We start from the raw sequence: 22,310 nt of genomic DNA on the forward strand, positions 1-22,310 counted from the left end.
CGTTCCTGGCGGAGGGGAGAAGCGTAGCCTACCCGCGTGCCGGCGCAACGGGAAGTGCTTCGCCGACCGACGGAGCTAAAGCGCGGTTATCAGAAGCCGGGGTTTTGCTCACCCTTCTGGGCAGGCCAATATTGCGTCGGCCGACTTCAGTAGTTCCAAGTTCCAAGTAGAGTCACGAGCCGCACGAACCGTTGGAACTTTTGACGAGCCCTGGGCCGACTTGGAATCTGGAACTACTGGAATTGCTACGACCGCACTCCACCCAGCATTGGCGGTGACGAGCAACTCCCGCCGCACCCCCGCTCTCGCCTCTTTGTGGGGAGCGGGCCAGTTCGATTTGTGGACGAATGAATTGCGCCAGAGCGGCGTCGCTCTCACCGCCCTTCTCTTCCAAATAGTCGGCGTAGACGAGCCGCGCGGTGTCGTCGTCCGGGTCGGCAGTAACGGCGGCCAGCAGCGCGGCTTCGGTGGACACGCGAGCACCCTCACGCGAACAGTTCCCGACCCACTTCACGGCCGCAACGTACACCACCTTCGCTGCGTCGTCGATGAAGAACGCGACGCACAGCGGGCGATGGAACCACAACCGGATGTCAGCCCGCTCGCGCGACTCGCCCAGGTCGAACGGCCGGTCGCGGAGCAACCGGTTAACGACATCGGCCAGTTCGGCGATCGATTCTTTCAGAAACGCTCGCGCCCACAACCAGCGCAAACGCGCCTCCGCGAGCGGCAGCCAGCGCACGGTGTAGTTCATCGCCCCTCCCGCAAATCGCGGAGGATGTCTTCGAGCGGCCGGCCGGGGCCGGTCTGATCGAACGCTTCCCTCAACTCTTCTTCCGTAAACGGCTCCTCAATCGGGATGCCCATCAGCCGGTCCAGCGCGGCCGGCGACAGCGCGTAAGCGATGACCGCCCCGGACTCGTCGCACAGTTGCACCGGTTGGCCCAGCCCGCTCAGTTTGGCCCGCGTCGCGGCGTCGAGAATCACCTTGCTCATGTGTCACCTCCTCCACGCATGATACCACCCGCGGCGGGTCAACAGAACGGGGACCGAAGCCCCGTCGCGAACCGCGCCACGCCTTCAGCGCGTCGTCGTGCCGGCCCCAGCTCGGCGGTAGGTCGGCCCTCCGGCAGTTCGCCAGCGCCGTCTTCGCGCCGGCGAGGCGGTGAAGATCGCTTTCAGGTTCGGCACAGTCGAGCCCCTGGGTGAACGGCAGAGCAGAAGTGCGGGCGCGCGCAACTGACGAGCCCAGTGTGTGGGAAGGGGTCGCCCGGATGGAATCGCGAGCGGTGCGACGAGTGCGGCGCCGGCGGAACGAGACGGGCGAACGCGCACGCGGTCAGTGGACCGAAAAGGGACAAGGGTCTTGAGCACGGGAGACGTGCGGGGGTACACTTCGGGCGTGTTGGCCCGAGAGAACGCGCTGGCTCACGAAAGTCGGATGCAAAGGTCACCGGGCGCAGCATCGGAATGACGTTCGCGCGAACCGTTACCGTGTTATTGTGCGAGCCGTGAAGGGTAGGGCTCAGTTTCGCACGGCCCATTACCGTGTTATGTCGCATATTGTGGAGATATGCCGTCACATGGTAACATAAGGCCGTTGAGTCGTTCGGTTCCTGACTCGCGGTGCGCCGGGCGAAATTGCCGCACTAGTGCACGAATCATCGCACATTAAACACCGGTTCGGCACCAGAAGGACGCAAACGGCGGGCGATGACCAAGGATGAATGGCTGTCCTGCACCGACGCGATGGCGATGTTGCAGTTCCTTCGTGACCAGCCGGTCTGTCGGCCGAGCTCTCGGCAACTTCGGTTGCTCGCTTGTGCTTGCTGCCGCCACGGATGGGATCTTCTGACCGACCAACGAAGTCGCAACGCCGTGGAGATCGGAGAACGGTACGCCGACGGCCGCGCCTCGGACCGGAAACGCAGGAGTGCGTATCGGGCGGCCTCGGATGCCGCCAGAGCGATGCTTGGCGACATCGAACGTGCGGAGCAGGCCACCGGAACGTACGACACCGATGAGTTGGATGCCGCGGGAGCTGCACTTACAACGGTTCTCACGAACCACCAACTGCGGTTGTTCGGTAGGCTGGCGAACTGGGACAAGGTGGTCTATCTCGCCCGCTACCGTGTCGGGCGCAAACTCTGGGAGGACCTCCCGTCGGCCGAGGACGTGGCACCGCGACTGGTGCGGGACATCCTCGGCGGCCCTTTCGGCCCGGTTGCGGGCTCCCCCGTTTAGCTCGTCGCGAGGGGGCCGCCGAGCCCGGCGTTGCACCTGACAACGCCATGTAGTTTGGACGGCATCGCGCCCTTGGAGGGACGGTGCAGGCGATCTGTACGTTCGGCCACCCGAGGACATCACGGATGGAATCGCAAGAGCCGCGTGTTTCCTCTGACCCGTTCCAGGGTCAGCCCGCGCAGTGCCCGTGCTGCGGTGCGCCGTTCCCAGCGGCCGGCACCGATGTCGGTGAGTGGGTGGCCAGTTATGTGGCCGGTTTCGAACCCGATCAGATGAGGGTAGTCAGTAACACGTTGTTCCGGGGCAGATGCTCGGAATGCGGTACGGCTCTGTGTGCCCCGGGGACGGGAAAGCACACTTTGGGACGAGTGCGAGCCGGCCACGGTTGTTTGGTTTCGCGACCGGCAAGCAGAAGTGACGCACCGCGTACCGGCCCCGCCCGCGCATTGGCCGCGTCGGGCACAGGTTCAGTAACATCGACACCGGCGCGCCGATCTTTCCGGAATGGCCGAGTTCAATCGCGATGAGGCGAAACAAGAGGCCGAACCCGGCGCGGCACCTGACACCGCCCGCTGACTTGGATGGCATCGCTCACGGTATGATGGCGGTGCCGGTGAACTGGATGTTCGTCAACCCGAGGCCCCATGCGTCGGAAGCGCTGGCTTGCACTCACCGTCGCGGCGCTCGGCCTCGTCGCATTGGCCGGTTGGGCGTACTGCCGTCCGCCTGCCGTCAACGCCCTCGACGCCACCGCGATCCGCTCCGTCGAAGTGCACATGTACCCGTGGGGCCACGAGGCCACTGCACCGCCCGGAACAACGTCTACCGACTCTGCCGCGATTGAGGAGTTGGTAAGCGTGCTCCGCGCTGGCACCGAGGCCCAGTTTCACAAGTGCGGGTCGCGCGGGGGGCTCATCGTGCGGCGGTTGTTCGGTCGCCCGCTGTTGGTCGAGTTCCTACCCGGACACTCTGCCGAGTGGTACGAGTTCCATTACGACGGCAAGCCGTACCGAGTTCCACGGGCGGCGTTCGTGAACGCGATGCGGCGGTTCGGGGTCGCGGTTCCACTGGAGTGCCCGTAGAGCCGAAACCGGCGCTGCACCGGACACCGCCACCGGCCACCGTTGTGGTGCTCACTGCATCACGGCGGTGCAGGTGAGCTGTCAGTTCGGCGACAAGCTTCTTTCCAGGAGTCGCTTTCCCGTGTTGCGGTTGCTGGGACTCGGCTTGGGGTGGATCGCGCTCGGCGCGGCCGTCTCTCTCCTCCTACTGGGATTCACGGTCGGTGCGTTCGCCGTAGTGGTCTTGTCCGCCCCCGTGCTCGGCGAGGAGTACGGAACCGCGGTTGGACTTTCCCTGCTCTGCGTCGGCCTGCCGATCTCGTTCGTGCTCGCGGTGGCCACCCACGAATTGGGGCACGTGTTCGCGGGCGCGTGCGCGGGGTTCCGCCCCCAGTTCGCCCATATCGGGCCGATCACCTTCACCCGGCGGGCGGGGCGCTGGAGGCTCGGGTGGGACGGGCGGCAGTCCTGGCTGGGCGGTCGGGCCGTCTGCGCCCGCCGGCCGGGGAGCCGGGCTCGCGTTGCGGCCTTCCTCTTGGCTGGGCCGTCGGCCAACTTGGTGACGGGTGTGGCCGCGGCCGTGTGGTTCGCCGACGCCGGATCGCCCGCGCTGCCGCGCTGCTGGGCGGGGCTATTCGCCGTTCAGTCCCTGTTCTTCAGTGTCGTAAACCTCGTGCCGGTGAGGTACCGGCGGCTCGACTCAGACGGACTTGCCCTCTGCCGGCTGTTCGCCGGTTGTGGGCTGAAGGGCGAGTAACAACCGAGCCGAACCCCGCGCGGCACCGGCCACGGCCATGCCACAATCTGACACCCGCGCGCGGACCCATGAGGCGCGGTCCTTGTTGACCGGGTGCCGGCGCTCGTTGTTCAGCAACAGGGCCTGGTTGCCGCTTGGCGCCTCGGCCGCGTGCTGGTCTAATCGCATTTGAGCTGCCGTAGTAAGAGCACCGAGTCCAGCCCGAGCGCGTGGCGCGCCGGGCGAAATGGCCCCGTGTTATTGCGCGAAGCCTCGCACACTAAACACAGGTTCGGCGGCAGAAACCGAGGCCGTGAATGGTCCATTTCGCATAGCCCTTGTGGGAGGGTTGATCCCCATGCCTCGGCCCCTGTTGGCATTCGTTGTTTTCTCGCTGTCCGCCTCGCCGGGCATGGCCAGCGACTTGAAGGCTGTCATCTACGAGGTTCAGTCCGTCACTGTCCCCAGCGGGAAGCACGCCGGTGCAGACGGATTTCTCCTCCGCGCTGAACCCCAAGAGGGAGAGAAGGACGGCAGGACCGTCACCGTGCCTGACCTGAAGAGCGTCCGGCTCACCATCAATGGTAAAGCGGCTACACGGGCTGAGGTCATCGGGTGGGTGTCCGATCAGAGGTATCCGCGCGTCGAGGTGACGACCGATCCTCAAAAGAATGATGCGCCAGTTCAGCTCCGCTTCTACGGCTGCCCGCCGGAGTCGCGGGGGAAGAAGTCCGACAAGTGACGCGGTGGCGGGGTGGGTCGCAAAGGCACGCCGAACCCGGCGCTGCACCTGACACCGCCATCGGATCTGCGTTATGATGCTCACTCGATCCTGGCGGTGCAGGTGAGCTATTCGTTCGGCCACAGGAGGGCTCGGGGATGTCGTGGTTCCCGGACATGGGAACGGCTTGCATGATCGCCCACGGGGATCACGTCCGTGCGGTCGGCTGGCTGTCCGACCAGCACCCGTTCCCGACGGGCGACACACCGCCCGAGTTCCTGGCGCGGCTGAAGGAGTTCTGCCGGCGGTGGGACGAAGGGTTGGGGCCGCTGGTCTGGGATGTCTTCATGGGACCGCACCGCTGCGAGTTGTGCGGCCGGTGCGTGGCCAGTGGCAACATCGGGGTGCCGGCAGGGGGTGTGCTGTTCGCCGCCCCGGAGATGATCGCCCACTACGTCGAGGTTCACAAGTACGCCCCGCCGGCCGAGTTCGTAGCGGCCGTGCTGTCGGCGCCGCTGCCCGGCACCAGGGAGTACGCGGTGGCGGTGGCGGCGTTCCGAGCCGTCGCGCTCCAGCAACAACTCGGCGAGCTGTATCGGCCGGGTCAGCCACCGCGAGCGTAGCAAAGGCCGGCCGAACCGGGCGCGGCACCTGACACCGCCGGCTGATATGCGACGTGCCGATCGTCCGTGGTGGCGGTGCCGGTGAGCTATTGTTCGTTCGGCAACCAATGGGGGGGGCACCATGCGACACGGCCTACTTGCTCTGGCGCTTCTGTTCGCCCCGGTCGCGGCACGCGCGGACGAGAGCGAAGACGCTGCGGTCAAGGCTGTGGAAAAGGTCTATGGGAAAGTGCTTCGTGACGCCAACCAGGTCATCACAGGTGTCGATCTCTCTGCGGGAGCTGCCCAAGGGCACCGGGTGACGGACGAGGAGCTGAAGGAATTGCTGCCCCTCAAGAGCCTGACCTCCATCGACCTTTCCCACACGGGCGTGACAAACGCGGGACTGAAGGTGCTCGTAGCCTTCAAAAGCCTCACGACCTTATCTTTGCACGACACCGGGATCACGGACGCCGGTTTGAAGGAGCTGGCACCGCTCAAGAACCTCACCGCCTTCAACCTGTCCAACACGAAGGTAACGGACACCGGTCTGAAGGAACTAACAGCAATCAGGAATCTCACCGCTCTTCACTTGCGAAAGACAGAGATCACGGACGCCGGCCTGAAGTCACTGCCACCCATGAAAGATCTCACCACCCTTGACCTGTCCGACACGAAGGTTACGGACGCCGGTCTGAAGGCGCTGGCACCGCTCGAGCGGTTGACGAACCTCTACCTGTACAACACGGAGGTCACGGACACCGGATTGAAGGAACTGGCTCCGTCGAAGAACCTCGCCGTCCTGCTCCTGTACAACACGAAGGTCACAGACGCGGGGCTGAAGGAACTGGCTCCATTAAAGAGTCTCTCAGTCCTCGTCTTGGGCGAAACGGAGGTTACGGATGCGGGATTGAAGGAGCTGGCTCCACTCAAGAACCTCACGGCTCTCAACCTGTACGGCACGAAGGTTACGGACGCGGGGGTAAAGGAACTCGCGCCATTTCAGAACCTCACCCTACTCGACCTGAGCGGCACGAATGTTACAGACGCGGGAATTAAGGAACTGGCGCGATTCAAGAACCTCGCCCACCTCGAGCTGTCCTCCACAGCGGTAACGGATGTCGGCTTGAAGGAGCTGGCATCACTCAAGAAGCTCACCAAACTATTCCTGATTAGTACGAAGACCACATTCGCCGGAATTAAAGAGTTCCAAAAAGCCGCGCCCAAATGCGATGTCTGGAACACCCTGAGTCTTAAAGGCCAGCCCGCGCTTGGGAAGTGGTAATGGCCCTACTGGCGGCACAGGTTATATCGGCGTGCGAAGTACCATAAGGCGCCCAAGTGGTTCCTGGGGCACTTGGAGAAGGTGAGTGTCTTCCGCACGAATCGGGCACACCGTTGCCGCAGTGTGAGCCAGAATCGCTCGATGTGGGCGGTGAGGCCAGTGACCTTGCGCACGGCTCGATGCCGGGCGCGGGGAATGGCGGCCCGGCACGCGGGCAGCAAGTCGGTGTACACGGTGACCCCGGCCCGGTACCCCCGAGGTAACGCCCCCAAGAGCCGCCAGGCGATCGGAGCCGTTTCGGTCACCATCGGCCTCGTCGTGGGTGTGGTCGGATGGCTCAGCCCCTCCATGGCGCCGGTTGCCGAACCCGGCGTGGCACCGGACACCGCCGGCTGATATGCGACGCGCCGCTCATCCGGTGATGGCGATGCAGGTGAGCTGCTAGTTCGGCGACGTAGGAGAAGGCACCGATGGGGCGCTCGCTGGCGTCACGGGTTAAGATCATCGGTCCGGCGTTTGGGGTGGGTGCGGCGTTGTCCGCCCTGGCCGCCGCCAGCGGCGCGAGCAAGATGGGCTGGGGGCTCGGCGACTTCGCCTTCGTGTGGGGGTCGGTCCTGGCTGGGCCATTTTCGGGACTCTGGTTCGCGACGGGGTGGGGGATGGCCGACGCGGTGGGGTGGGCCATCCCTTGCGGGTTGGCTATCGTCTGTCACCCGGCGCGGCCGGGCGGGCTTACCGGGCTGGTCAGTGGGATCGGAATTGCCTTGTGGATACTGCTTGGGTTCGCGCTCACCTACGACGGGGTGTAACCCAAACGCCGAACCGGTCGCTGCACCTGACCCGGTCACGTAATTCGTTTCTCGCTGCTCACCGCACTTCGGTATAGCCGGTTGTGATCCCGGCCGGGCCGGTGAGCTTTAAGTTCGGCGGCTGAAGGTGAAGGAGGGGCGCACGTGGCCGAGCCGACGCAGATCAACCTGTCGCGGGCGTTGAAGCTCAAGAACCGCGTCGTCCACCGGCTGTCGCAGTTCGACACCCAGATCGCGACGTACAACAGCGTGATCGAAGACAACCAAGAGTACGATGTGCGTCAGCTTTACAAAGCCCGGATGGCGCTGGCCGAGCAGTTGGTCAAGCTGAAGGTGGCCATCAACGCCGCCAACCAGCCGATCCAGGGTCTGATCTTTGAACTGGCCGAGTGCAAGGCGCTCGTCGCCATGCTCGGTAAGGTGAACACCCGGCACGGGCCGTCGGTCGAGGGATTCACGGGCGCGAGGACGAACTACGTGGCCCAATTCCGCAAGCCGGACATCGACGCGGAAGTCCGGCGGGTGGAGAGGGAGATCGACCGTCTCCAGGACGAACTGGACCGGTTCAACCACCGCACACTGATCGCCGTCGAGGCGTCCCTGCTGGCGGACTCCGATCCGCCACCGGACGCGATCCGGTGATCCACCGGCCAGGCACGGCGTTCGTCGGACGAAGGCCGGGGCAGGCATCGAGGTTGGGCCGCCCGCGCGGGCGGCCGTCGGCGGGCAACCGCCGGCCACGTGGCAACCTCACAATCGTAACGTGCCCGATCCGGACGCGGATACCGATCTCAAGCCGCAAGGTTCCCGCTCCGACTGGTGACGAGCGATTCGATGATTGAGCCTGTAGCCCGCAACCCTCATTCCCGTCTGTCTCGACCGGAGTTCGGGTGCGCCGTGTCCTGGACACACAAAGGCAGGCCGAACTCGGCGCGGCACCCGACACCGCCGCTGATCCGGGGCCTGCCGCTCATCGTGTGATGGCGGTGCAGGCGAGCGGCAAGTTCGGCGAGGGAGGCGGGACGCAGTGGGCCACGAGGTGTACATCCACCGAGCCGACACGTGGGCCGAGAGCGATCGTTACCCGATCACTCCGGACGAGTGGCTAGCGGTCATCGCGTCCGACCCGGAGTTGCGACCCGACCCCGACCACGAGTTCCAAGCCCTGTGGCCCGGCCCGTGCAAGTATCCGGACGGGACGTGGTTCGCCTGGAGTGAGGGGGCGGTTTACACCAAGGGCCCGGACCGGCCGACGGTCGCCAAGATGTTGCAAATGGCCCGCCGGCTTGGGGCGCGGGTGCAGAGCGGGCACGGGGAGTTCTTCAACCGGCCCGAGGACATGCCCAGCGAGGAGGAGGCCGCGGCGTGGCAGGCCCGCAACTCCTCGGCCCCCCTGAGCCGGTGGGCACTCTTGGGGTGCGTGGTGGCGGGGGGAGCCCTGCTGTTCGTGTTCGGGGTCGGGGTCGTGACGATTTGCCGCTGGGTGTGGAGTTGACCCGCCGAACCGGACACTGCCCCCGACCGCCGGCTCATCGGCGCTTTGCAGCATTACCTGTTTTAGGGTCGGTGATTGGCGCACCGGCGGCAGGCGGTCTCTTTGCCCGTTCGGCAACACGAGGGTGCGGCGATTGCGTACCGTGTACTTCGTCACGCGGCGTCCGAACAGCGAATTCGTGGGCGCATGGACGCTCGGCGAGATTCGAGCGCGGCTCGCGTCGGGCGAGCTCCGGGCGGCACTATTCGCCACCGAATCCGATGGGCGCAGCTTCAGCCGGTTCCAACGATCCGGGGCTCAGGCCCGCTGGCGAACATTGGCAGAACTGCTTGAGGAGCCCCCGTCGCCGGTTCATCCCGAAACCGCTCGGCCGCCCGGCCCCGGCCGGTGGCTGTCCTCGTACTTCATCGGTGGCGGGGCGTCCTGGCTGCTGTTGGTGGTCGGGCAGTTCGTGGCGGCGCTGGCGTGTATCGCCGTCCCGATCGGCGTGGTGTACCAACTTGGGCAGTTGTCCGAGGCCGAGCAGGTGATCGAGCGCGCTGGCCGGGCCGGCGACACTCGGGTCGGCCAAGCGGCAGCGGGCATTTCGGTCGCTCGCGGCGCGGTTGTCGTGGCCGGCGTGCTGGCCTTCTGTGTCAACGCGGCGCTGCTCATCGTGTTCAAGCGAGCCAACACGCTCGCGCAGATCGCCGCGGATCAAGACGCCGATAACGAACAGGTGTGGCACGCGATCGCGGACTTGCGGTCGCGGGTGACGCCTGCCCCGAGCGGCCGACAAGACGCCGAGCCCGGCGCTGCACCGGGCACCGCCGACTAATTCGGGACGCAGCGCTCGTCCGGTGGTGGCGGTGCCAGTGGGCTATCGTTCGGCAGTGTGGCGAGCCCCGCGGAGGGGCGACGCGGCAGACGGGTGACCGCGTCGCTGGTGCGGAATGGGTGTCGCACTCCGACGTGGCCCGGGGCGCGCGAGACCGGCCGCCGTTTTACCGTTTGCACTTCCAGCGACCGGAGGAGATCCCATGCGGCGCGGGTTTACCCTGATCGAGATCGTCGTCGTGATCGCCATCCTCGCGGTCCTCATTGCGCTCCTCCTGCCGGCCGTGCAGAAGGTCCGGGCCGCCGCCATCCGGACCAGGAGCGCGAACAACATCCGGCAGATCAACCTCGCACTGCACAACTACGCGGGCGACCGCCGGGTGCTGCCGACGATCGATGGCAACCCGCGGCCGGTCTACATCGAATCGCTCGGCGTCTGGGGGAGGCAGTCCGACCCGCTGGTCTTCATGGCGCTGCTGCCGCACATCGAGTCCTCCGGCTATCGGCAGGACCAGGCGTACCCGAGCGTGCCGATGTACCGCAGCCCGGCCGACCCGTCGGCCGCCCTCTACCCACCGGACGGGCCGGCGGCCCTGTTCCACCACACGTCGTACGCGGCCAACGCGCAGGTGTTCGTCGGTCGCACGTCGCTCGACCGCGTCGCCCCGGACGGCCTGTCCCAGACCATGTTCTTCGCGGAACACTACCTGGCCTGCGCCAAAAGCTCGTTCACGTACAGCTCCGCCGATCCCGATAGGCACCTCATCCGGCGGGCGACGTTCGCAGACGGCGGCCCGGTCCTGGCGGGGGTCAACCCCGGTGACGTGTATCCCGTCACCTCCGGCACACCCGCCGTGACCCGGCCGAGCCGGGACGGCGTGACGTTCCAGGTTCGGCCCCGACTCTGGGCCTCTGAGAAGCCGTTGAGCGCAAGCCCGCCTCCGCCGCCCGGCGCCGGGGACTGCGACCCATCCCTCCCGCAGACGCCGCACGAGGGCGGGATGCTCGTCGGGTTGGGCGACGGGAGCGTCCGCACCGTCGGCCGATCGGCCAGCGTGGAGACCTTCTGGGCGGCGGTGACTCCGGCCGGCGGCGAGGTCATCGGCAGCGACTGGTGAGCGGGCCGAACGTCCGGGCGGGCCGCTGCACAGGCACGTCGAACCCGGCACCGCACCCGCCTGGGCCGCATCGCTCGTCCGGTGATGCCGGTGCAGGTGAGTTTGATTGTTCGGCCGCCGCTGACGAATCTCCGGTGCGAACCTCAAAACGTTGTTGCGGGTCATTAGATCTTGCTCTGGTTACCTGCGACTCCCCGAGGCTCGCCGATGTCTGAACCTTCGCCGATCCCCCCCGTTGTCCTAGTAGAGTTAAAGAACGTCCGGGACCAAGTCTGGGACGTCTTCGGGCATTGGAACCTTTTCACCGGCCTGTTCGCGGATCAAGACACGGTGAAGATCCTTGCCTGGGCGTTCAACCGCGGTGCCGGTGGCTTGATCCACCAAGCGGTGCGTACCGAGATCGCTGTCGGTCTTGGCAGGTTGTTGGACCCTGCAGTTGATCGGGTCAAGAAGCAGCCGAGGCACAACCTGACTGTAGAGCGGATGGTCAGCCACGTTGAGACGCTGCGGCCAGAGCAAGCAGACGGCATGCGGGTTGAGCTCGCAGAGGCTCGCAACCACTTCGAACCTCTGCGGCGGTGGCGCGACAAGTATCACGCGCATCGTGATCATGCGGTGGCAATGGGGCTCGAACCGATCGCTCAGGTCGATCGTGAAGCGGTCAACACTGTGCTCGCAGTTCTCGGCAAGCTGATGAACCGAGTGTGCGAGGCTCTGGATAGCCCAATAACAGACTATCGGCCTGCGTACAAAGGGGCCGCAGACCAGTTGCTTGCATTTGTGCGCCCGATGTATCAGGCCAGCCGTGAGCGGTTGAGGATTGCTGAGGCAGGCTTGTAGCCGAGTTGCTCGTAGGTCGAACCCGGCACCGCACCGGCCTGGGCCGCATCGCTTTTCGTCGCCGCCTCTCACGCACCCACGCCGAACAGGGGTTCGATCCCTTCGGACCGGGTCCCGTGGATCACCGCTTGCGAGAACATCGCGTCGATGCTGTCGAGGAACCGCAGGCGGTGACCGCCCCGGACTCGTCGCACAGTTGAACCGGTTGGCCCAGCCCGCTCAGTTTGCCCCGCATCGCGGCGTCGAGAATCACCTTGCTCGCGTGTCGCCTCCTGACCGCACGATGCCACCCGCGGTCAACAGAACGGGGGGCCGAACCCCCCCGTCGCGAACCACGTTACGCCTTCAGCGCGTCGTCGTGGCGGCCCCAGCTCGGCGGCAGGTCGGCCTTCCGGCAGTTCGCCAGCGCCGTCTTCGCGCCGGCGAACTTGTCCGCGTCGTTGTCCTCCCACTCGATGCTCACCGCGCCCTCGTACCCGACCCGGTTCAGCTCGATGAAGATCTCCTCCAGCGAGTTGGCGTCGCGCTGTGTGCCGGCGGTCACGAACTTCCAACCGTTGGTCCAGTGGCCCATCGACCGGTGCCCGCCCAGCAGCCCGCCGCGGCAGTGCTCGCGCTCCACCTGCACGCCCTTCACGTGCGCGCAGTGGACGTACTTCTGGAACTCGCGGATGAACTGGATCACCGACACGTTCTGCCATTCCATGTGCGAGCCGTCGAGGTTGAACCCCACGACGCCCTCGTACCCAGCCTTGTTCATGTGGTTGATGTAATCCACGGCGCTCTCGAGGTCGCCCATCGCGCGCTCGGACGGGTGGCACTCCAGGTCGTAGGTCACGCCCTGCTTCTTGCACTCGTCCCACACCGGGCCGAACCGCTCCACCAGCAGTTCCAGCGACACCTGGTACACGTCCGGCAGGGCGTGGCCGTCGATCTCGCCGGGGAGCCACGGGAACAGGAACCAGTGGCTCCAGCAGTGGGCGGGGCTGCCCACGAAGCCGGGCACCGCGACGCGGCGGTTCTGCAACTTGGACAGGTGCCCGGCGTACCGCACCGCGGCCAGCAGGTCGCGCTGCGCCTCCTTGTGCATCAGCGCGCCGACCTCGTCGGGCACGTACATCGGGTTGGTGCGCGGCGGGTTGTTGCCGGCGGCACGCCACGCCTTGTACGCGCCCCGAGCCTCGCCCTTCCCGGAGCAGAAGTTGAGGGTCTTGGCGCTCGGCTCGTCGCCCAGCACCTGCCCCTGGAGGTGCGTGGCGACGGTGAAGATCTCCAGCCCGTGCGCCTTCGCCAGCGCGACCCGCTCCTTGGCGTACTCGGCGGCGCCGGCGTCGGTGTCGCACCGGCGCAGGTCGAGTTCCCAGGACGCCTCTTCCCAGCCGTCGAAGCCGGCCCCGGCGATGAATTTGAGCCACTCCGACTCGGGCACCCCGCCGAACTGGCCGCGGACGAGCCCGATCTGGTGGTAGCTGCCCTTGCCGGGCCGGTGAACCGGCTTGCCGCTCTCGTCAACGGTCTGCGCGAATCCCATGAGGTGCCCCCGGAGAGTGAGTGTTCGATGACGTTTAAGCGTGTCAACGCACCGCAGACTTTACGGCAGGCGCGGGTGCGGGGCAAGCGCGCCGCGGTGCGGTTTCCGCCGGCCCGGGACCGGTTCATCGCATTGCACCGGCGGCGGCGACCGGGCACAATAGCCCGCATGACCGACCGCGAAGCGTTCATCGAAGCCATTGCCGCCCGCCGGGACGACGGCACCGTGCGGCTGGCGTTCGCCGACTGGCTCCAGGAGCACGGCGAGGAAGACCGCGCTGAGTTCGTGCGACTGTCGCACGAACTCGCCGCGTGTTCCCACGAGGCGGAACTCCGGCAGCTCCGAAAACAGGTTCTCAACCTGCTGGAGACCCACGGCCCGCGGTGGTTCGACCCGTTCTGTCGCGCGCTCGGTCAGGAATCCGTTTTCGGCCGCCGCGGGCGGCGCTCGGCTCAGGCCTATTGGACGGGCCGACTACGCCTCGACAATCCGTCTTACCAACGCGATTTCGATTCGGGCCAAATCGACCTGAATGAACTGTCGGCCGGCGTGTTCTCGGGCATCAAACTGCGGCACGGCTTTGTGCAGCAGGCGACCGTCCTTCTCGCATCCGAGTACCCTGTTGGTGACGTGGCAGGTGCGTTACGATGCGAGCCGGTCGAGGAGTTGACCATCCGAACGGCCACCGCCCCGGACCAGTGGCGCCGCTTGAACGTACCGTCCCTGGCCCGCATCCAAAAGCTCGCCGTCGAAGCGCCGCCCGAACCTACCCCCCAAGCAATTGAAGTGTTCGACGAAGTGCTCGCGGGAGAGCACTGGTCAGGAGTGCATGACTTCCACCTCGAGTGCTCAGACGCCGATCTTGAACTCCAGGGCGGATACGCAGCCCGGCTGCTACGGGCGCCACTACTGTCAGGCCTCAAAACGCTCTGGCTCCGTGACACGCAACACGACCTGATACCCCTGGTATGTTCGCCACGGTTGACGTCACTCCGCTGCTTCACCGCCCTGGGCTGTGAACCTGCTGACGCGGTTTTTCGTGCTCTTCGTGATGCGTCGTTCCGGCCGAACGTGGACATGATTATACTTGCACTCACGTGCCACAGATTTGACGAGAGTGTCGAGGCGCTCGCCTCGGCTCCGTGGCCGAAGCTACGTATTCTTATGCTTGAGGGGGTGACCGACGCCAGCGTCCGTCATCTGCTACCTCTCGTTCCTCAACTCACTTACCTAGGACTTACGTAGTTGACTTTTGGGTAAGTAGGTATGTAGGTGCGGCGAGGTAGGTTCGCACCGCTTCGCGCACGATGGCCGTCTTGGCCGCGAACCAACTGACGCCGGACTTGAGCCGGTGCCACTCGAGCCGCAGGAACGCGCGGATCGCGAGCCCGATGTGGACCGCTTGGGCCCGGCTCATGCGCACCTGGCACCGGTCCACGTGGCAATGCTGCTTGAGGCCCCGGTGATACTCCTCGATGCCCCACGCGTGCCCGGCCAGAACCGCACGAGTGGCCTCGTCCATGTCGAGGTCGTTGGTGATCCAATGCTCCGTGCCCCCATCACCGGTGGCGATCCGGAACGCCTTCACCAATCCGAACCCCTCCAGGTGCACCACCGTACCGGCGGCCCCGATCGGGCACCCCTCGATGGCCCGATTGCCCGTGCGATCCGGGTTCACCCGCCGGTTGCTCCGCACCCGGGTCAGGAAGTGCCACCCCAGGGCCCGCACCGCCTTCAGGTTGTCCTTGCCCGAGTACCAGGTGTCGAACAGTACCACCCGGGGCGACAGGTCCCGTCCCTTGGCGACCGCCAGCATGGCTCGGAAGTGGTCGTTCTTGGTCTCGGCTCGGGCCGGGTCGGCGAGCCGGTAATCACACGGTACCAGGGCGGCCCCGTCGGTCCACAGCAGGGTCACCAGCCCGATCCCGCTCACCACCCGGCGGTGCCGCCCGGACCAGCACCGGCGCACCAGCCCCATGTGCCGGGCGAACGGCTTGTCCAGCACCGAGTCGTCGAGCACCACGGCACCGCCCGGGCGGACCGACGACCGGGCTTCGTCCCACAACGCCGCTGGGTCCGGTTCCAGCCGGTGCAGCAGTCGGGTGAACGCATCATGCGCGGGCGCCGTCGGATGGTCCGGTTGGGCTCGCGCGGCTTCCGCGGCCGACGCCACCTTGGGGGTGGCGATCAGGAATTGGATGTAGTCCTCGGCGCTCGCACGTGGTGCGTTCATGGCCCGATCATAGACCAACAACACACCATGCGCAAATCCTGCGCCAGCGCAACTGCGTAAGTCCTATTACCTATACCTGAGAGGCAAAATGATAACCGACGCCGGAGCTGCCGCGCTGGCCGCCGCGGTTAACCCCGAGTACCTCCAGAACTTGGACCTGAGTTCCAATCCGCTGTCCGAAAGTATGGTGGCCGCGCTTCGCGCCCGATTCGGTAGCCGGTTCGAGTTCACTCCCGCGTGAATGAAAACACATGACTGCCGACCGACTGCTCTGGTGGTTGATGCGCCTCGATGCGTGCGTCGTGCTGTGCGCGGCCCCGTGCGCGCTGCTGCCGTTTGAATGGATGAGTACCGTTCACCGCGACTGGCTCGGGTTGGGGGAACTGCCCGACGCCGTCATCACCCGGTACATGGCGCGGTCGCTGTCGCTGCTGTACGCGCTGCACGGCGCGGTCGTGTTCACGATCACCGTCCGCTGGCGCGAGTACCGGTCGATGGTGCCGGTCCTCGCGTACCTCCACACGGCCCTCGGCGCGGGCGTGTTCCTCGCGGACCTGAACGCCGGCGTGCCCTGGTGGTGGGCGGCCTCTGAAGGCCCCGGGGTGGTCGCGTTCGGGTTGGTCAAGCTGTTCTTGTACCGGCGCGCAAGTCGGACCGGCACGGCCGTGTCTTGAGTGGTGCCCGCCCGACCATCGCGGTGTTCCGTCACGAGCGACGCGCGTTCTGTTCTCTCACGACCGTTCGGTCGGCACCCCGACTGCTTGGAGGCGATGGAGCGTGACGAACTGCTCGAAGCCCGGTGGGCGCAACTGACCGGGTTGTCAGGCCCTCCCGTGCTCTCGTTACAATAACGTTCGCACTCCGCGGAGGTTACCGTGCCGCTACTCGACCATTTCCGCCCGCCGCTAACGCTCACGCACACGTGGCGGACGTTTCATGGAACCTGGGCCGTTGCGATCGCACGAATACTCAACGCGGGGGTGCTGCCGCCAGGGTATTACGCCGCCCCCTTCCGTGACCGCGACGGCCCGATCGAAATCGACGTTGCCACGCTCGGCAGTTCGGTCTCAAGCGTCGCGCAGGAAAGTGCCCCGCGGTGGGCTCCCGAACCGGAGCTCGCGGTCGCGGTTGCTTGGCCCGAAACGGATGACGTGCGGGTCGAGGTGCGCAGCGAGGACGGCGACCCGCCGTTGGCCGCCGCAATCGAGTTGGTCAGCCCGCGAAACAAAGATCGAGCGTCCGCCCGAGAAGCGTTCGCGGCAAAATGCGCCGACCATCTTCACCACGGGCGGGGGTTGGTCGTGGTCGACATCGTCACCACACGGCGAGCGGACCTACAGGCCGAACTGCTCACAACGCTCGACGTGAAGGAAATTGCGGGGACGCCGGAGGGGCTGAGTGCCGTTTCCTACCGCTCAATCGGCCGCGCGGTAGCTGGTCGGCTTCAGGTGTGGCCATCCGAGTTAACGATCGGGAAATCGCTGCCCACTCTCCCGCTGTGGCTGGGCGAGTTCGCGGTGCCGCTCGACCTCGAAGCGAGCTACACCGCCGCGTGCGCGGACCTGCGTATCCGACAGACAGGCTGACGATGACGGTCGTCGAAGACCGACCACCGGCAGCTCCTTCCCCAAGCCGCTCGGAACCACGTCCACCGGTCAAATGGCCGGATCGAACCCGTCGAGGCCGGCGAGGAACTCGCGGAACCGGCGCACCAACCCGGCAAGCACATCGGGTGAAACCGGTCGCTCAAGAGCCGCGTGAACCCCGGGCACCGCCAGACCCTCTCCGTGGGCGGTGAGAGTCACCACGAACGGCTTTCGCCACGCCGACCGCTCCGCAATCGCCGCAGGCACGGACTCCCACCCCGGCCCCGTCGGGACCAGCACAACGGCATCCGGTTGGGCGAGCACGGCAAGGTCCACGGCCCCCGGGCCGACGGTCGTCGTAACTACTTCACACCCGACAGCTTCCAACGTCAGGGCCAGAACTTCGGAGTCGCGCTCGCGGTCGGCGGCCACCAGCACCGACAGTCCGCGCTGGGGCAATTGGTTCGAAACCGAGGGCCGAACGGACGGGGTCGTCAGTGCCGCCATGCCTATACTCCACTAAGTTAATTCATTAAGTAGAGTAACACATTGCCAACCAGACGCAAGCGCAGAGTTCCAACCCTTGGCTGCTTTGTCAGGTCGCCCGTGAGAGGGAACACAACGACTGGACTTCCCTCCGGCAAGTGAATGCCGACCGCTGCCGAGGTCGGCGGCGACGAGTAGCACGACGTTTTTCCGGGCCGCGCCCGCGTTCCCCGTGGGCGCGGGCGCAACGGCCAACGCTATGGTGAGGCTCCACGGGTGAGGTGCCGCGAAGTGTGGGCACCGGAACGCCAGCGTGCAAACCGGTTCCGGTCGGGGGGGCAAAACCGACCGCTCGAACGTTTGCGTCCGCCGCAGCGGGCGTTTACACTCGGCCGTCCCGCCCACCGACCCAACAACCAACGCTCTCCACATGAACCGTCGCGAATTCCTGGCCGCCGCAGCCACTGCGTCTTCCGGCCCGATCCTGCTCGGCATGACGCGCAAAGCGGAAGAGAAGAACCCCGTCATCGGGGTTGAGGGGCACAAGTACGAGTGCGTCCACAACTGGGGCGAGTTGCCGGGCGGTTACGAGTGGCAAACGACCCACAACGTCGCGCTCGACGCCGCGGGGAACGTGTACATCACGCACCAGGGGTCGAAAGCCACCAAGGCCAGCCGTGACACGGTAATGGTGTTCGACCCCAAGGGGAAGTTCATCCGGTCGTTCGGCAAGGAGTGGATCAACGGCGGGCACGGGATCGCCATCCGTAAAGAGGGCGGCGAGGAGTTCATCTACCTGTCCAACACCTGGGAACAGCCGAAGCTGGTGAAGACCAACCTGAAGGGCGAGGAGGTGTGGCGAAAGGGCCGCCCCGAGTGCAAGGAGTACGAGAACCCCTCGACGAAGTACGACCCCACCAACATTTGCTGGCTGCCGGACGGGGGCTTCAACGTCGGCGACGGGTACGGCTCGCACTACATGTTCAACTACGACAAGGACGGCAAGCTCCAGAAGGTGTTCGGCGGCGCGGGCACCGAGCCGGGCAAGTTCAAGACCCCGCACGGCCAGTGGCTCGACGAGCGCGACCCCAAGAACCCGGTGCTGGTGGTGTGCGACCGGGCGAACGCGCGCCTGCAACGGTTCACCCCCGACGGAACGGCGATCGACGCCACCGAGGGCGGCAAGGTGGTGCTGTTCCCGGCCCACGCGAAGACCCGAGGCGATGTGCTGCTGGTCCCCGACCTGCACGCCCGCGTGAGCCTGTTCGACAAGGAGAACAAGCCGATTGTTCACCTGGGCGATGACGCCGCGTGGCGCAAGAAGGTGCTCGGCGAGAACATCCGTGCCAAGCCGAAGGAGTGGCTGCCGGGCAAGTTCGTCCACCCGCACGACGCCGCGTTCGACGCCGACGGCAACATCTTCGTCGTCGAGTGGGTCAGCACCGGCCGCATCACGCTCCTGCGCAAGGTGTGAGCGCGCCGGCGCCGCTCACCGCCGGAGGACGAACCGGCCCGAATCGCGGCGGCTGTTGAAGGTCGCATCGAAGGTCGTGCCGGTGACGACCGCGGTGGTGCGGAACGTGCCGAACGGCCCCAGCGGCTTTTCGGCCGAGAGGAGCACAACGCCATCGCCCCGCCCGACCACGTCCATCGTGGTCGAGTAGCGGAACGGGATGACCTTCGCGAACCGACCGCGGTAGGTCACACGGTAGGCGTCGTCACCCTGCGGCGTGAACCGGGCGTGAAGGGGGCCGGTGTGGCCGTTAGCGTCGCTCACCCAGTACCCGGACCACTTCCCCGAAAGCTCGGGCGCCGGTTGCGCGAGTGCCGCCGCGGGCAGCACGCCGGACACGAAGACCGCCAGAAACAGCCGCATGGGTTCGACCTCGTGAGAATCGGGTGTCCATCTTGTTATTTCGCGGCGAGGCCGGGCCGGTCCACAGCACTTCGCGGCGGTGAAGCGGGTGAACTGCGGGCGTTATACGTGTTGTTCCGGTCGTAACGGATTCACGGAGCATGCTACCATGTTACGCTTCCTGCCCGTGCTCGCGCTGGCCCTGTGCAGCGCGCCCACAACCGCCGCCGAGCCGGAAAAAATCGACGTGTTCGCGGCCGGCACGGGCGGGTACGCGATGTACCGCATCCCCGGCGTCGTGGTGACCCAAGCGGGCACGGTGCTCGCGTACTGCGAGGCCCGCAAGACCGGCAGCGATTGGGCCACCATCGACATCCTGCTCCGCCGCAGCACCGACGGCGGCAGAACGTGGGACGATCCGCAGAAGGTCGCGGACGTGAAGGGGCCGAAGGAGCGGAACCCGGTCGCGGTCGCGAAGAAACTCGGGAAGCCGGACGACATCACGTACAACAACCCCGTGATGATCGCGGACCGGTCGGGCGCCGTTCACCTGCTGTTCTGCCTCGATTACATGCGGTGCTTCCACTCCCGGTCGGGCGACGACGGCAGGACCTGGAGCGAACCGGCCGAGATCACCGCCACCGCCTTCGAGCCGCTCAAGAAAGCCCACGACTGGAAGGTTATCGCGACCGGCCCCGGCCACGGCATTCAGCTCAAAGGCGGGCGGCTGGTCGTCCCGGTGTGGCTCGCGCTCGGGACCGGCGGGGGCGGCCACGGCGACAGCGTGGCGGCGACCATTTCCAGCGACGACGGCGGCAAAACCTGGAAACCGGGCGAGGTCGCGGCCCCGCGCACCGCGGAGATTCTCAGCCCGAACGAATCGACGGTGTGCGAACTGACCGACGGGTCGGTGATGCTCAACGCCCGCAGCCCGTCGAAGGCGAATCGGCGGCTGGTCACGATCAGCGCCGACGGCGCCACCAAGTGGAGCCAGCCGACGTTCGACGACGCGCTGCCGGAACCCCTTTGCATGGGGTCGCTCCTGAGCGTACCCGGCACGAAGCTGGTGCTATTCAGCAACCCCGACAACCTCGATAAGGCCGGCGCCAAGTCGCCCCCGGCACCCGGCACCGGCCGCGACCGCAAGAACCTGACCGTGCGCCTTAGCGACGACAGCGGGAAGACGTGGGCCGCGAAGCGGAGCGTGGAAGCGGGGTTCAGCGCCTACTCCGACCTCGCGCTCGCGAAGGACGGCACCGTGCTGCTCTTCTACGAGCGCGCCGACGATAAGGGAACCAAGTACGGGCGGCTCACGGTCACGCGGTTCCCGGTCGAATGGGTCCGCGGGAAGTAGAACGAGTGAGTTCGCCCTCTTTCCGCGAGCGCCAGATGATCGACCTCCGCAGCGACACCGTGACCAGGCCGACGCCGGGGATGATGGCCGCGATGATGGCCGCCCCCGTCGGCGACGACGTGTACGGCGAAGACCCGACCGTCAACGAACTGGAGCGCCGAACGGCCGCGCTGTTCGGCCTCGAAGCGGGGCTGTTCGTCCCGAGCGGGACGATGGCGAACCAGATCGCGGTGCGGGTCCACTGCCGCCCGCAGGACGAGGCGCTGCTCGAAACCACCAGTCACATCCGGCTGTGGGAGGCGGGCGGCGCCGCAGCGCTGAGCGGGGTCACGCTCACCCCGATCGACAGCCCCACGCGGGACGGGCGGCTCAGCACCAGCGACTTCACGGGCCGGGTGAGCCCCGACGACATGCACTCGGTGCGCACGCGGCTCGTGTGCCTGGAGGTGACCCACAACCGCGGCGGCGGGACCGTGCTCTCTCCGGATGCGATCGGCGACATCTCCCGCTGGGGGCGGCAGCACAACCTCGCGATGCACCTCGACGGCGCCCGGGTCTGGAACGCGATCGTGAAGACCGGCGTGCCCGCGGACGTGTGGGGCCGGATGTTCGACACGGTCAACGTGTGCTTCAGCAAGGGACTCGGGACGCCGGTCGGATCAATGCTGCTCGGCCCGCGCGACCTGATCGCGCAGGCGCGCCGGGTCCGCAAGCTGTTCGGCGGCGCGATGCGGCAAGTCGGGTTCCTCGCCGCCGCGTGTCTGTACGCGCTCGACCACCACATCGAGCGCCTCGCCGAGGACCACGAGAACGCCCAGGTCATCGCGAAGGCGGTCGAACAGGTGCCCGGATTCACACTCGCCCCGCGCACGGTCGAAACGAACCTCGTGTGGTTCGAAGTGGACGCACGCCACGGGAACGCGAAGGCGGTGGCGGAACGGCTCAAGGCGAAGGGGGTGCTGGTCGCCCCGCTCGGGGCGCATGTGGTGCGGGTCGTCACGCACCTCGACGTGTCCCGCGATCAGTGCCAGAAGGCCGCGGACGCGATCCGGGCGCTCGCGGGCTGAGGGCTACTTGTCGCCCGGGTTCGGATCGGGCTTCTTCTTGATCCGGACGAACTCTTCCTTCAACCCGTCGGGGTCCACAACGATGAGTTCGTGTGTGGTGAGCTTCTTGATGGTCAGCGTCTCTTTCTTCACCGCCCCGCCCTGGTTGACCTCGTAGGGGAGTTCGTTGCCGACGACGCGATACGAGCCCTCGTACAGCGACACCCGGCCGTTCCCGAGCCGCTGGCGGATCACCATCTTCCCGCCCTGGTAGAAGTCGAGTTCCACGTCGGTGCTCGTGCCCCCACTCGAGTCGAGTGTCATCCGCCAGGTGCCGACCACCTTTTCGGCGTCGGACCGCTCCTTGGGCACCGGGGCCGCTCCAAGAGCACCGCACACCACACACAGTACGACGAAGGCGTGTCGCATAACCGGCTCCAGTGGGGCACTCCAGTCTGGAGCAAACCGCCGCCTCCTGTCAAGCGGCGAGGA

At 66.4% G+C, this 22,310-nt stretch carries 28 protein-coding genes; 20 read left to right on the top strand and 8 right to left on the bottom strand.

The features are described from left to right. Nucleotides 1-172 precede the first annotated feature (172 nt). Both GobsT_RS11020 and GobsT_RS11025 read right to left on the bottom strand, forming a co-directional pair. Nucleotides 173-754, bottom strand: a complete 582-nt coding sequence (locus GobsT_RS11020) for a TIGR02996 domain-containing protein (RefSeq protein WP_010034038.1) — start codon at nt 752-754, stop codon at nt 173-175. Further along, nucleotides 751-996: a hypothetical protein gene (locus GobsT_RS11025; RefSeq protein WP_010034037.1), complete on the bottom strand. Its 246-nt coding sequence runs from the start codon at nt 994-996 to the stop codon at nt 751-753. The genes GobsT_RS11020 and GobsT_RS11025 overlap by 4 nt, the downstream gene beginning before the upstream one ends. 972 nt (nt 997-1,968) lie before the next feature. On the opposite strand from GobsT_RS11025, the gene GobsT_RS11030 reads away from it, so the two are divergent. The 6 genes from GobsT_RS11030 (at nt 1,969) to GobsT_RS11055 (ending at nt 6,649) form a co-directional block, all read left to right on the top strand. Then, the gene (locus GobsT_RS11030) at nt 1,969-2,244 is read left to right on the top strand and encodes a hypothetical protein (protein WP_148087697.1); all 276 of its coding nucleotides are present in this window, start codon (nt 1,969-1,971) and stop codon (nt 2,242-2,244) included. A gap of 644 nt (nt 2,245-2,888) precedes the next feature. Further along, complete coding sequence (locus GobsT_RS11035) at nt 2,889-3,326, top strand: cell division protein FtsQ/DivIB (RefSeq protein ID WP_010034033.1); 438 nt, start codon at nt 2,889-2,891, stop codon at nt 3,324-3,326. A gap of 121 nt (nt 3,327-3,447) precedes the next feature. After that, nucleotides 3,448-4,062 carry a hypothetical protein gene (locus GobsT_RS11040; protein ID WP_010034032.1) on the top strand — a complete coding sequence of 205 codons (615 nt, stop codon included), beginning with the start codon at nt 3,448-3,450 and terminating at the stop codon, nt 4,060-4,062. Nucleotides 4,063-4,399: 337 nt separating this feature from the next. Then, nucleotides 4,400-4,783, top strand: a complete 384-nt coding sequence (locus GobsT_RS11045; RefSeq protein ID WP_010034030.1) for a hypothetical protein — start codon at nt 4,400-4,402, stop codon at nt 4,781-4,783. Between the two features lie 137 nt (nt 4,784-4,920). Continuing rightward, nucleotides 4,921-5,385, top strand: coding sequence for a DUF7919 family protein (locus GobsT_RS11050; protein ID WP_010034028.1), 465 nt, complete (start codon nt 4,921-4,923; stop codon nt 5,383-5,385). Nucleotides 5,386-5,506: 121 nt separating this feature from the next. Next, the gene (locus GobsT_RS11055) at nt 5,507-6,649 is read left to right on the top strand and encodes a leucine-rich repeat domain-containing protein (protein ID WP_010034025.1); all 1,143 of its coding nucleotides are present in this window, start codon (nt 5,507-5,509) and stop codon (nt 6,647-6,649) included. A gap of 5 nt (nt 6,650-6,654) precedes the next feature. On the opposite strand, the gene GobsT_RS39520 is transcribed toward GobsT_RS11055, so the two are convergent. Beyond that, nucleotides 6,655-6,882 carry an IS1 family transposase gene (locus GobsT_RS39520; RefSeq protein ID WP_417936404.1) on the bottom strand — a complete coding sequence of 76 codons (228 nt, stop codon included), beginning with the start codon at nt 6,880-6,882 and terminating at the stop codon, nt 6,655-6,657. Between GobsT_RS39520 and GobsT_RS39525 the strand changes: the two genes are divergently transcribed. The 7 genes from GobsT_RS39525 to GobsT_RS11090 all read left to right on the top strand — a co-directional run bounded on the left by GobsT_RS39525 (nt 6,845) and on the right by GobsT_RS11090 (nt 11,727). After that, nucleotides 6,845-7,045, top strand: coding sequence for a hypothetical protein (locus GobsT_RS39525; protein WP_010034018.1), 201 nt, complete (start codon nt 6,845-6,847; stop codon nt 7,043-7,045). The two genes, GobsT_RS39520 and GobsT_RS39525, sit on opposite strands and share 38 nt — an antisense overlap. Nucleotides 7,046-7,119: 74 nt before the next feature. Continuing rightward, the gene (locus tag GobsT_RS11065; protein WP_010034017.1) at nt 7,120-7,458 is read left to right on the top strand and encodes a hypothetical protein; all 339 of its coding nucleotides are present in this window, start codon (nt 7,120-7,122) and stop codon (nt 7,456-7,458) included. A 144-nt stretch (nt 7,459-7,602) separates the two neighbouring features. Beyond that, nucleotides 7,603-8,100, top strand: a complete 498-nt coding sequence (locus GobsT_RS11070; protein ID WP_010034016.1) for a hypothetical protein — start codon at nt 7,603-7,605, stop codon at nt 8,098-8,100. 385 nt (nt 8,101-8,485) lie between these two features. Next, nucleotides 8,486-8,953: a hypothetical protein gene (locus tag GobsT_RS11075; RefSeq protein WP_010034015.1), complete on the top strand. Its 468-nt coding sequence runs from the start codon at nt 8,486-8,488 to the stop codon at nt 8,951-8,953. Nucleotides 8,954-9,086: 133 nt separating this feature from the next. Then, nucleotides 9,087-9,770, top strand: coding sequence for a hypothetical protein (locus tag GobsT_RS11080; RefSeq protein WP_010034014.1), 684 nt, complete (start codon nt 9,087-9,089; stop codon nt 9,768-9,770). A gap of 202 nt (nt 9,771-9,972) precedes the next feature. Continuing rightward, entirely contained in the window at nt 9,973-10,887 is a 915-nt protein-coding gene (locus GobsT_RS11085) for a DUF1559 family PulG-like putative transporter (RefSeq protein WP_010034012.1), read from the top strand. A 207-nt stretch (nt 10,888-11,094) separates the two neighbouring features. After that, entirely contained in the window at nt 11,095-11,727 is a 633-nt protein-coding gene (locus GobsT_RS11090; RefSeq protein WP_010034009.1) for an AbiU2 domain-containing protein, read from the top strand. A gap of 337 nt (nt 11,728-12,064) precedes the next feature. On the opposite strand, the gene GobsT_RS11095 is transcribed toward GobsT_RS11090, so the two are convergent. Then, a complete protein-coding gene (locus tag GobsT_RS11095) occupies nt 12,065-13,258 on the bottom strand; it encodes a sugar phosphate isomerase/epimerase family protein (RefSeq protein ID WP_010034003.1) in 1,194 nt (397 codons plus the stop codon). Nucleotides 13,259-13,426: 168 nt separating this feature from the next. On the opposite strand from GobsT_RS11095, the gene GobsT_RS11100 reads away from it, so the two are divergent. After that, nucleotides 13,427-14,503, top strand: coding sequence for a TIGR02996 domain-containing protein (locus GobsT_RS11100; RefSeq protein WP_157506500.1), 1,077 nt, complete (start codon nt 13,427-13,429; stop codon nt 14,501-14,503). Here GobsT_RS11100 and GobsT_RS11105 read toward each other — a convergent pair. Next, a complete protein-coding gene (locus GobsT_RS11105; RefSeq protein WP_010033997.1) occupies nt 14,496-15,491 on the bottom strand; it encodes an IS701 family transposase in 996 nt (331 codons plus the stop codon). The two genes, GobsT_RS11100 and GobsT_RS11105, sit on opposite strands and share 8 nt — an antisense overlap. 88 nt (nt 15,492-15,579) lie before the next feature. Between GobsT_RS11105 and GobsT_RS37660 the strand changes: the two genes are divergently transcribed. The 3 genes from GobsT_RS37660 to GobsT_RS11115 all read left to right on the top strand — a co-directional run bounded on the left by GobsT_RS37660 (nt 15,580) and on the right by GobsT_RS11115 (nt 17,077). After that, nucleotides 15,580-15,732: a hypothetical protein gene (locus GobsT_RS37660; RefSeq protein WP_010033995.1), complete on the top strand. Its 153-nt coding sequence runs from the start codon at nt 15,580-15,582 to the stop codon at nt 15,730-15,732. A gap of 10 nt (nt 15,733-15,742) precedes the next feature. Beyond that, nucleotides 15,743-16,165, top strand: a complete 423-nt coding sequence (locus GobsT_RS11110) for a hypothetical protein (RefSeq protein WP_010033993.1) — start codon at nt 15,743-15,745, stop codon at nt 16,163-16,165. A 201-nt stretch (nt 16,166-16,366) separates the two neighbouring features. Further along, on the top strand, nt 16,367-17,077 hold the full coding sequence (locus GobsT_RS11115; protein WP_010033990.1) for a hypothetical protein: 711 nt from the start codon (nt 16,367-16,369) through the stop codon (nt 17,075-17,077). A 69-nt stretch (nt 17,078-17,146) separates the two neighbouring features. On the opposite strand, the gene GobsT_RS11120 is transcribed toward GobsT_RS11115, so the two are convergent. Further along, on the bottom strand, nt 17,147-17,584 hold the full coding sequence (locus GobsT_RS11120; protein ID WP_010033987.1) for a hypothetical protein: 438 nt from the start codon (nt 17,582-17,584) through the stop codon (nt 17,147-17,149). A 409-nt stretch (nt 17,585-17,993) separates the two neighbouring features. On the opposite strand from GobsT_RS11120, the gene GobsT_RS11125 reads away from it, so the two are divergent. Then, nucleotides 17,994-19,037 (top strand): NHL repeat-containing protein, encoded by a 1,044-nt coding sequence (locus GobsT_RS11125; RefSeq protein WP_029600633.1) that lies wholly within the window; start codon nt 17,994-17,996, stop codon nt 19,035-19,037. Between the two features lie 15 nt (nt 19,038-19,052). Here the strand turns inward: GobsT_RS11125 and GobsT_RS11130 are convergent, their stop codons facing one another. Further along, nucleotides 19,053-19,439 carry a hypothetical protein gene (locus tag GobsT_RS11130; RefSeq protein WP_010033982.1) on the bottom strand — a complete coding sequence of 129 codons (387 nt, stop codon included), beginning with the start codon at nt 19,437-19,439 and terminating at the stop codon, nt 19,053-19,055. Nucleotides 19,440-19,587: 148 nt separating this feature from the next. Here GobsT_RS11130 and GobsT_RS11135 point away from each other — a divergent pair, with 148 nt between their 5' ends. Next, the gene (locus GobsT_RS11135; protein ID WP_010033980.1) at nt 19,588-20,772 is read left to right on the top strand and encodes a sialidase family protein; all 1,185 of its coding nucleotides are present in this window, start codon (nt 19,588-19,590) and stop codon (nt 20,770-20,772) included. Nucleotides 20,773-20,807: 35 nt separating this feature from the next. Next, a complete protein-coding gene (gene ltaE, locus GobsT_RS11140) occupies nt 20,808-21,839 on the top strand; it encodes a low-specificity L-threonine aldolase (protein ID WP_010033973.1) in 1,032 nt (343 codons plus the stop codon). A 3-nt stretch (nt 21,840-21,842) separates the two neighbouring features. Here ltaE and GobsT_RS11145 read toward each other — a convergent pair whose 3' ends face one another. After that, nucleotides 21,843-22,247 (bottom strand): TIGR03066 family protein, encoded by a 405-nt coding sequence (locus GobsT_RS11145; protein ID WP_071529226.1) that lies wholly within the window; start codon nt 22,245-22,247, stop codon nt 21,843-21,845. Nucleotides 22,248-22,310 lie beyond the last annotated feature (63 nt).

Source organism: Gemmata obscuriglobus, assembly GCF_008065095.1.
Taxonomy (GTDB): domain Bacteria; phylum Planctomycetota; class Planctomycetia; order Gemmatales; family Gemmataceae; genus Gemmata; species Gemmata obscuriglobus.

Bases quoted from the DNA above. Each gene is read 5' to 3' on its own strand.
- GobsT_RS11020 (WP_010034038.1), bottom strand. From the start codon at position 754: ATGAACTACACCGTGCGCTGGCTGCCGCTCGCGGAGGCGCGTTTGCGC.
- GobsT_RS11025 (WP_010034037.1), bottom strand. From the start codon at position 996: ATGAGCAAGGTGATTCTCGACGCCGCGACGCGGGCCAAACTGAGCGGG.
- GobsT_RS11030 (WP_148087697.1), top strand. From the start codon at position 1,969: ATGCTTGGCGACATCGAACGTGCGGAGCAGGCCACCGGAACGTACGAC.
- GobsT_RS11035 (WP_010034033.1), top strand. From the start codon at position 2,889: ATGCGTCGGAAGCGCTGGCTTGCACTCACCGTCGCGGCGCTCGGCCTC.
- GobsT_RS11045 (WP_010034030.1), top strand. From the start codon at position 4,400: ATGCCTCGGCCCCTGTTGGCATTCGTTGTTTTCTCGCTGTCCGCCTCG.
- GobsT_RS11050 (WP_010034028.1), top strand. From the start codon at position 4,921: ATGTCGTGGTTCCCGGACATGGGAACGGCTTGCATGATCGCCCACGGG.
- GobsT_RS11055 (WP_010034025.1), top strand. From the start codon at position 5,507: ATGCGACACGGCCTACTTGCTCTGGCGCTTCTGTTCGCCCCGGTCGCG.
- GobsT_RS39525 (WP_010034018.1), top strand. From the start codon at position 6,845: ATGGCGGCCCGGCACGCGGGCAGCAAGTCGGTGTACACGGTGACCCCG.
- GobsT_RS11065 (WP_010034017.1), top strand. From the start codon at position 7,120: ATGGGGCGCTCGCTGGCGTCACGGGTTAAGATCATCGGTCCGGCGTTT.
- GobsT_RS11085 (WP_010034012.1), top strand. From the start codon at position 9,973: ATGCGGCGCGGGTTTACCCTGATCGAGATCGTCGTCGTGATCGCCATC.
- GobsT_RS11090 (WP_010034009.1), top strand. From the start codon at position 11,095: ATGTCTGAACCTTCGCCGATCCCCCCCGTTGTCCTAGTAGAGTTAAAG.
- GobsT_RS11095 (WP_010034003.1), bottom strand. From the start codon at position 13,258: ATGGGATTCGCGCAGACCGTTGACGAGAGCGGCAAGCCGGTTCACCGG.
- GobsT_RS11100 (WP_157506500.1), top strand. From the start codon at position 13,427: ATGACCGACCGCGAAGCGTTCATCGAAGCCATTGCCGCCCGCCGGGAC.
- GobsT_RS11105 (WP_010033997.1), bottom strand. From the start codon at position 15,491: ATGAACGCACCACGTGCGAGCGCCGAGGACTACATCCAATTCCTGATC.
- GobsT_RS37660 (WP_010033995.1), top strand. From the start codon at position 15,580: ATGATAACCGACGCCGGAGCTGCCGCGCTGGCCGCCGCGGTTAACCCC.
- GobsT_RS11110 (WP_010033993.1), top strand. From the start codon at position 15,743: ATGACTGCCGACCGACTGCTCTGGTGGTTGATGCGCCTCGATGCGTGC.
- GobsT_RS11120 (WP_010033987.1), bottom strand. From the start codon at position 17,584: ATGGCGGCACTGACGACCCCGTCCGTTCGGCCCTCGGTTTCGAACCAA.
- GobsT_RS11125 (WP_029600633.1), top strand. From the start codon at position 17,994: ATGAACCGTCGCGAATTCCTGGCCGCCGCAGCCACTGCGTCTTCCGGC.
- GobsT_RS11130 (WP_010033982.1), bottom strand. From the start codon at position 19,439: ATGCGGCTGTTTCTGGCGGTCTTCGTGTCCGGCGTGCTGCCCGCGGCG.
- GobsT_RS11135 (WP_010033980.1), top strand. From the start codon at position 19,588: ATGTTACGCTTCCTGCCCGTGCTCGCGCTGGCCCTGTGCAGCGCGCCC.
- ltaE (WP_010033973.1), top strand. From the start codon at position 20,808: ATGATCGACCTCCGCAGCGACACCGTGACCAGGCCGACGCCGGGGATG.
- GobsT_RS11145 (WP_071529226.1), bottom strand. From the start codon at position 22,247: ATGCGACACGCCTTCGTCGTACTGTGTGTGGTGTGCGGTGCTCTTGGA.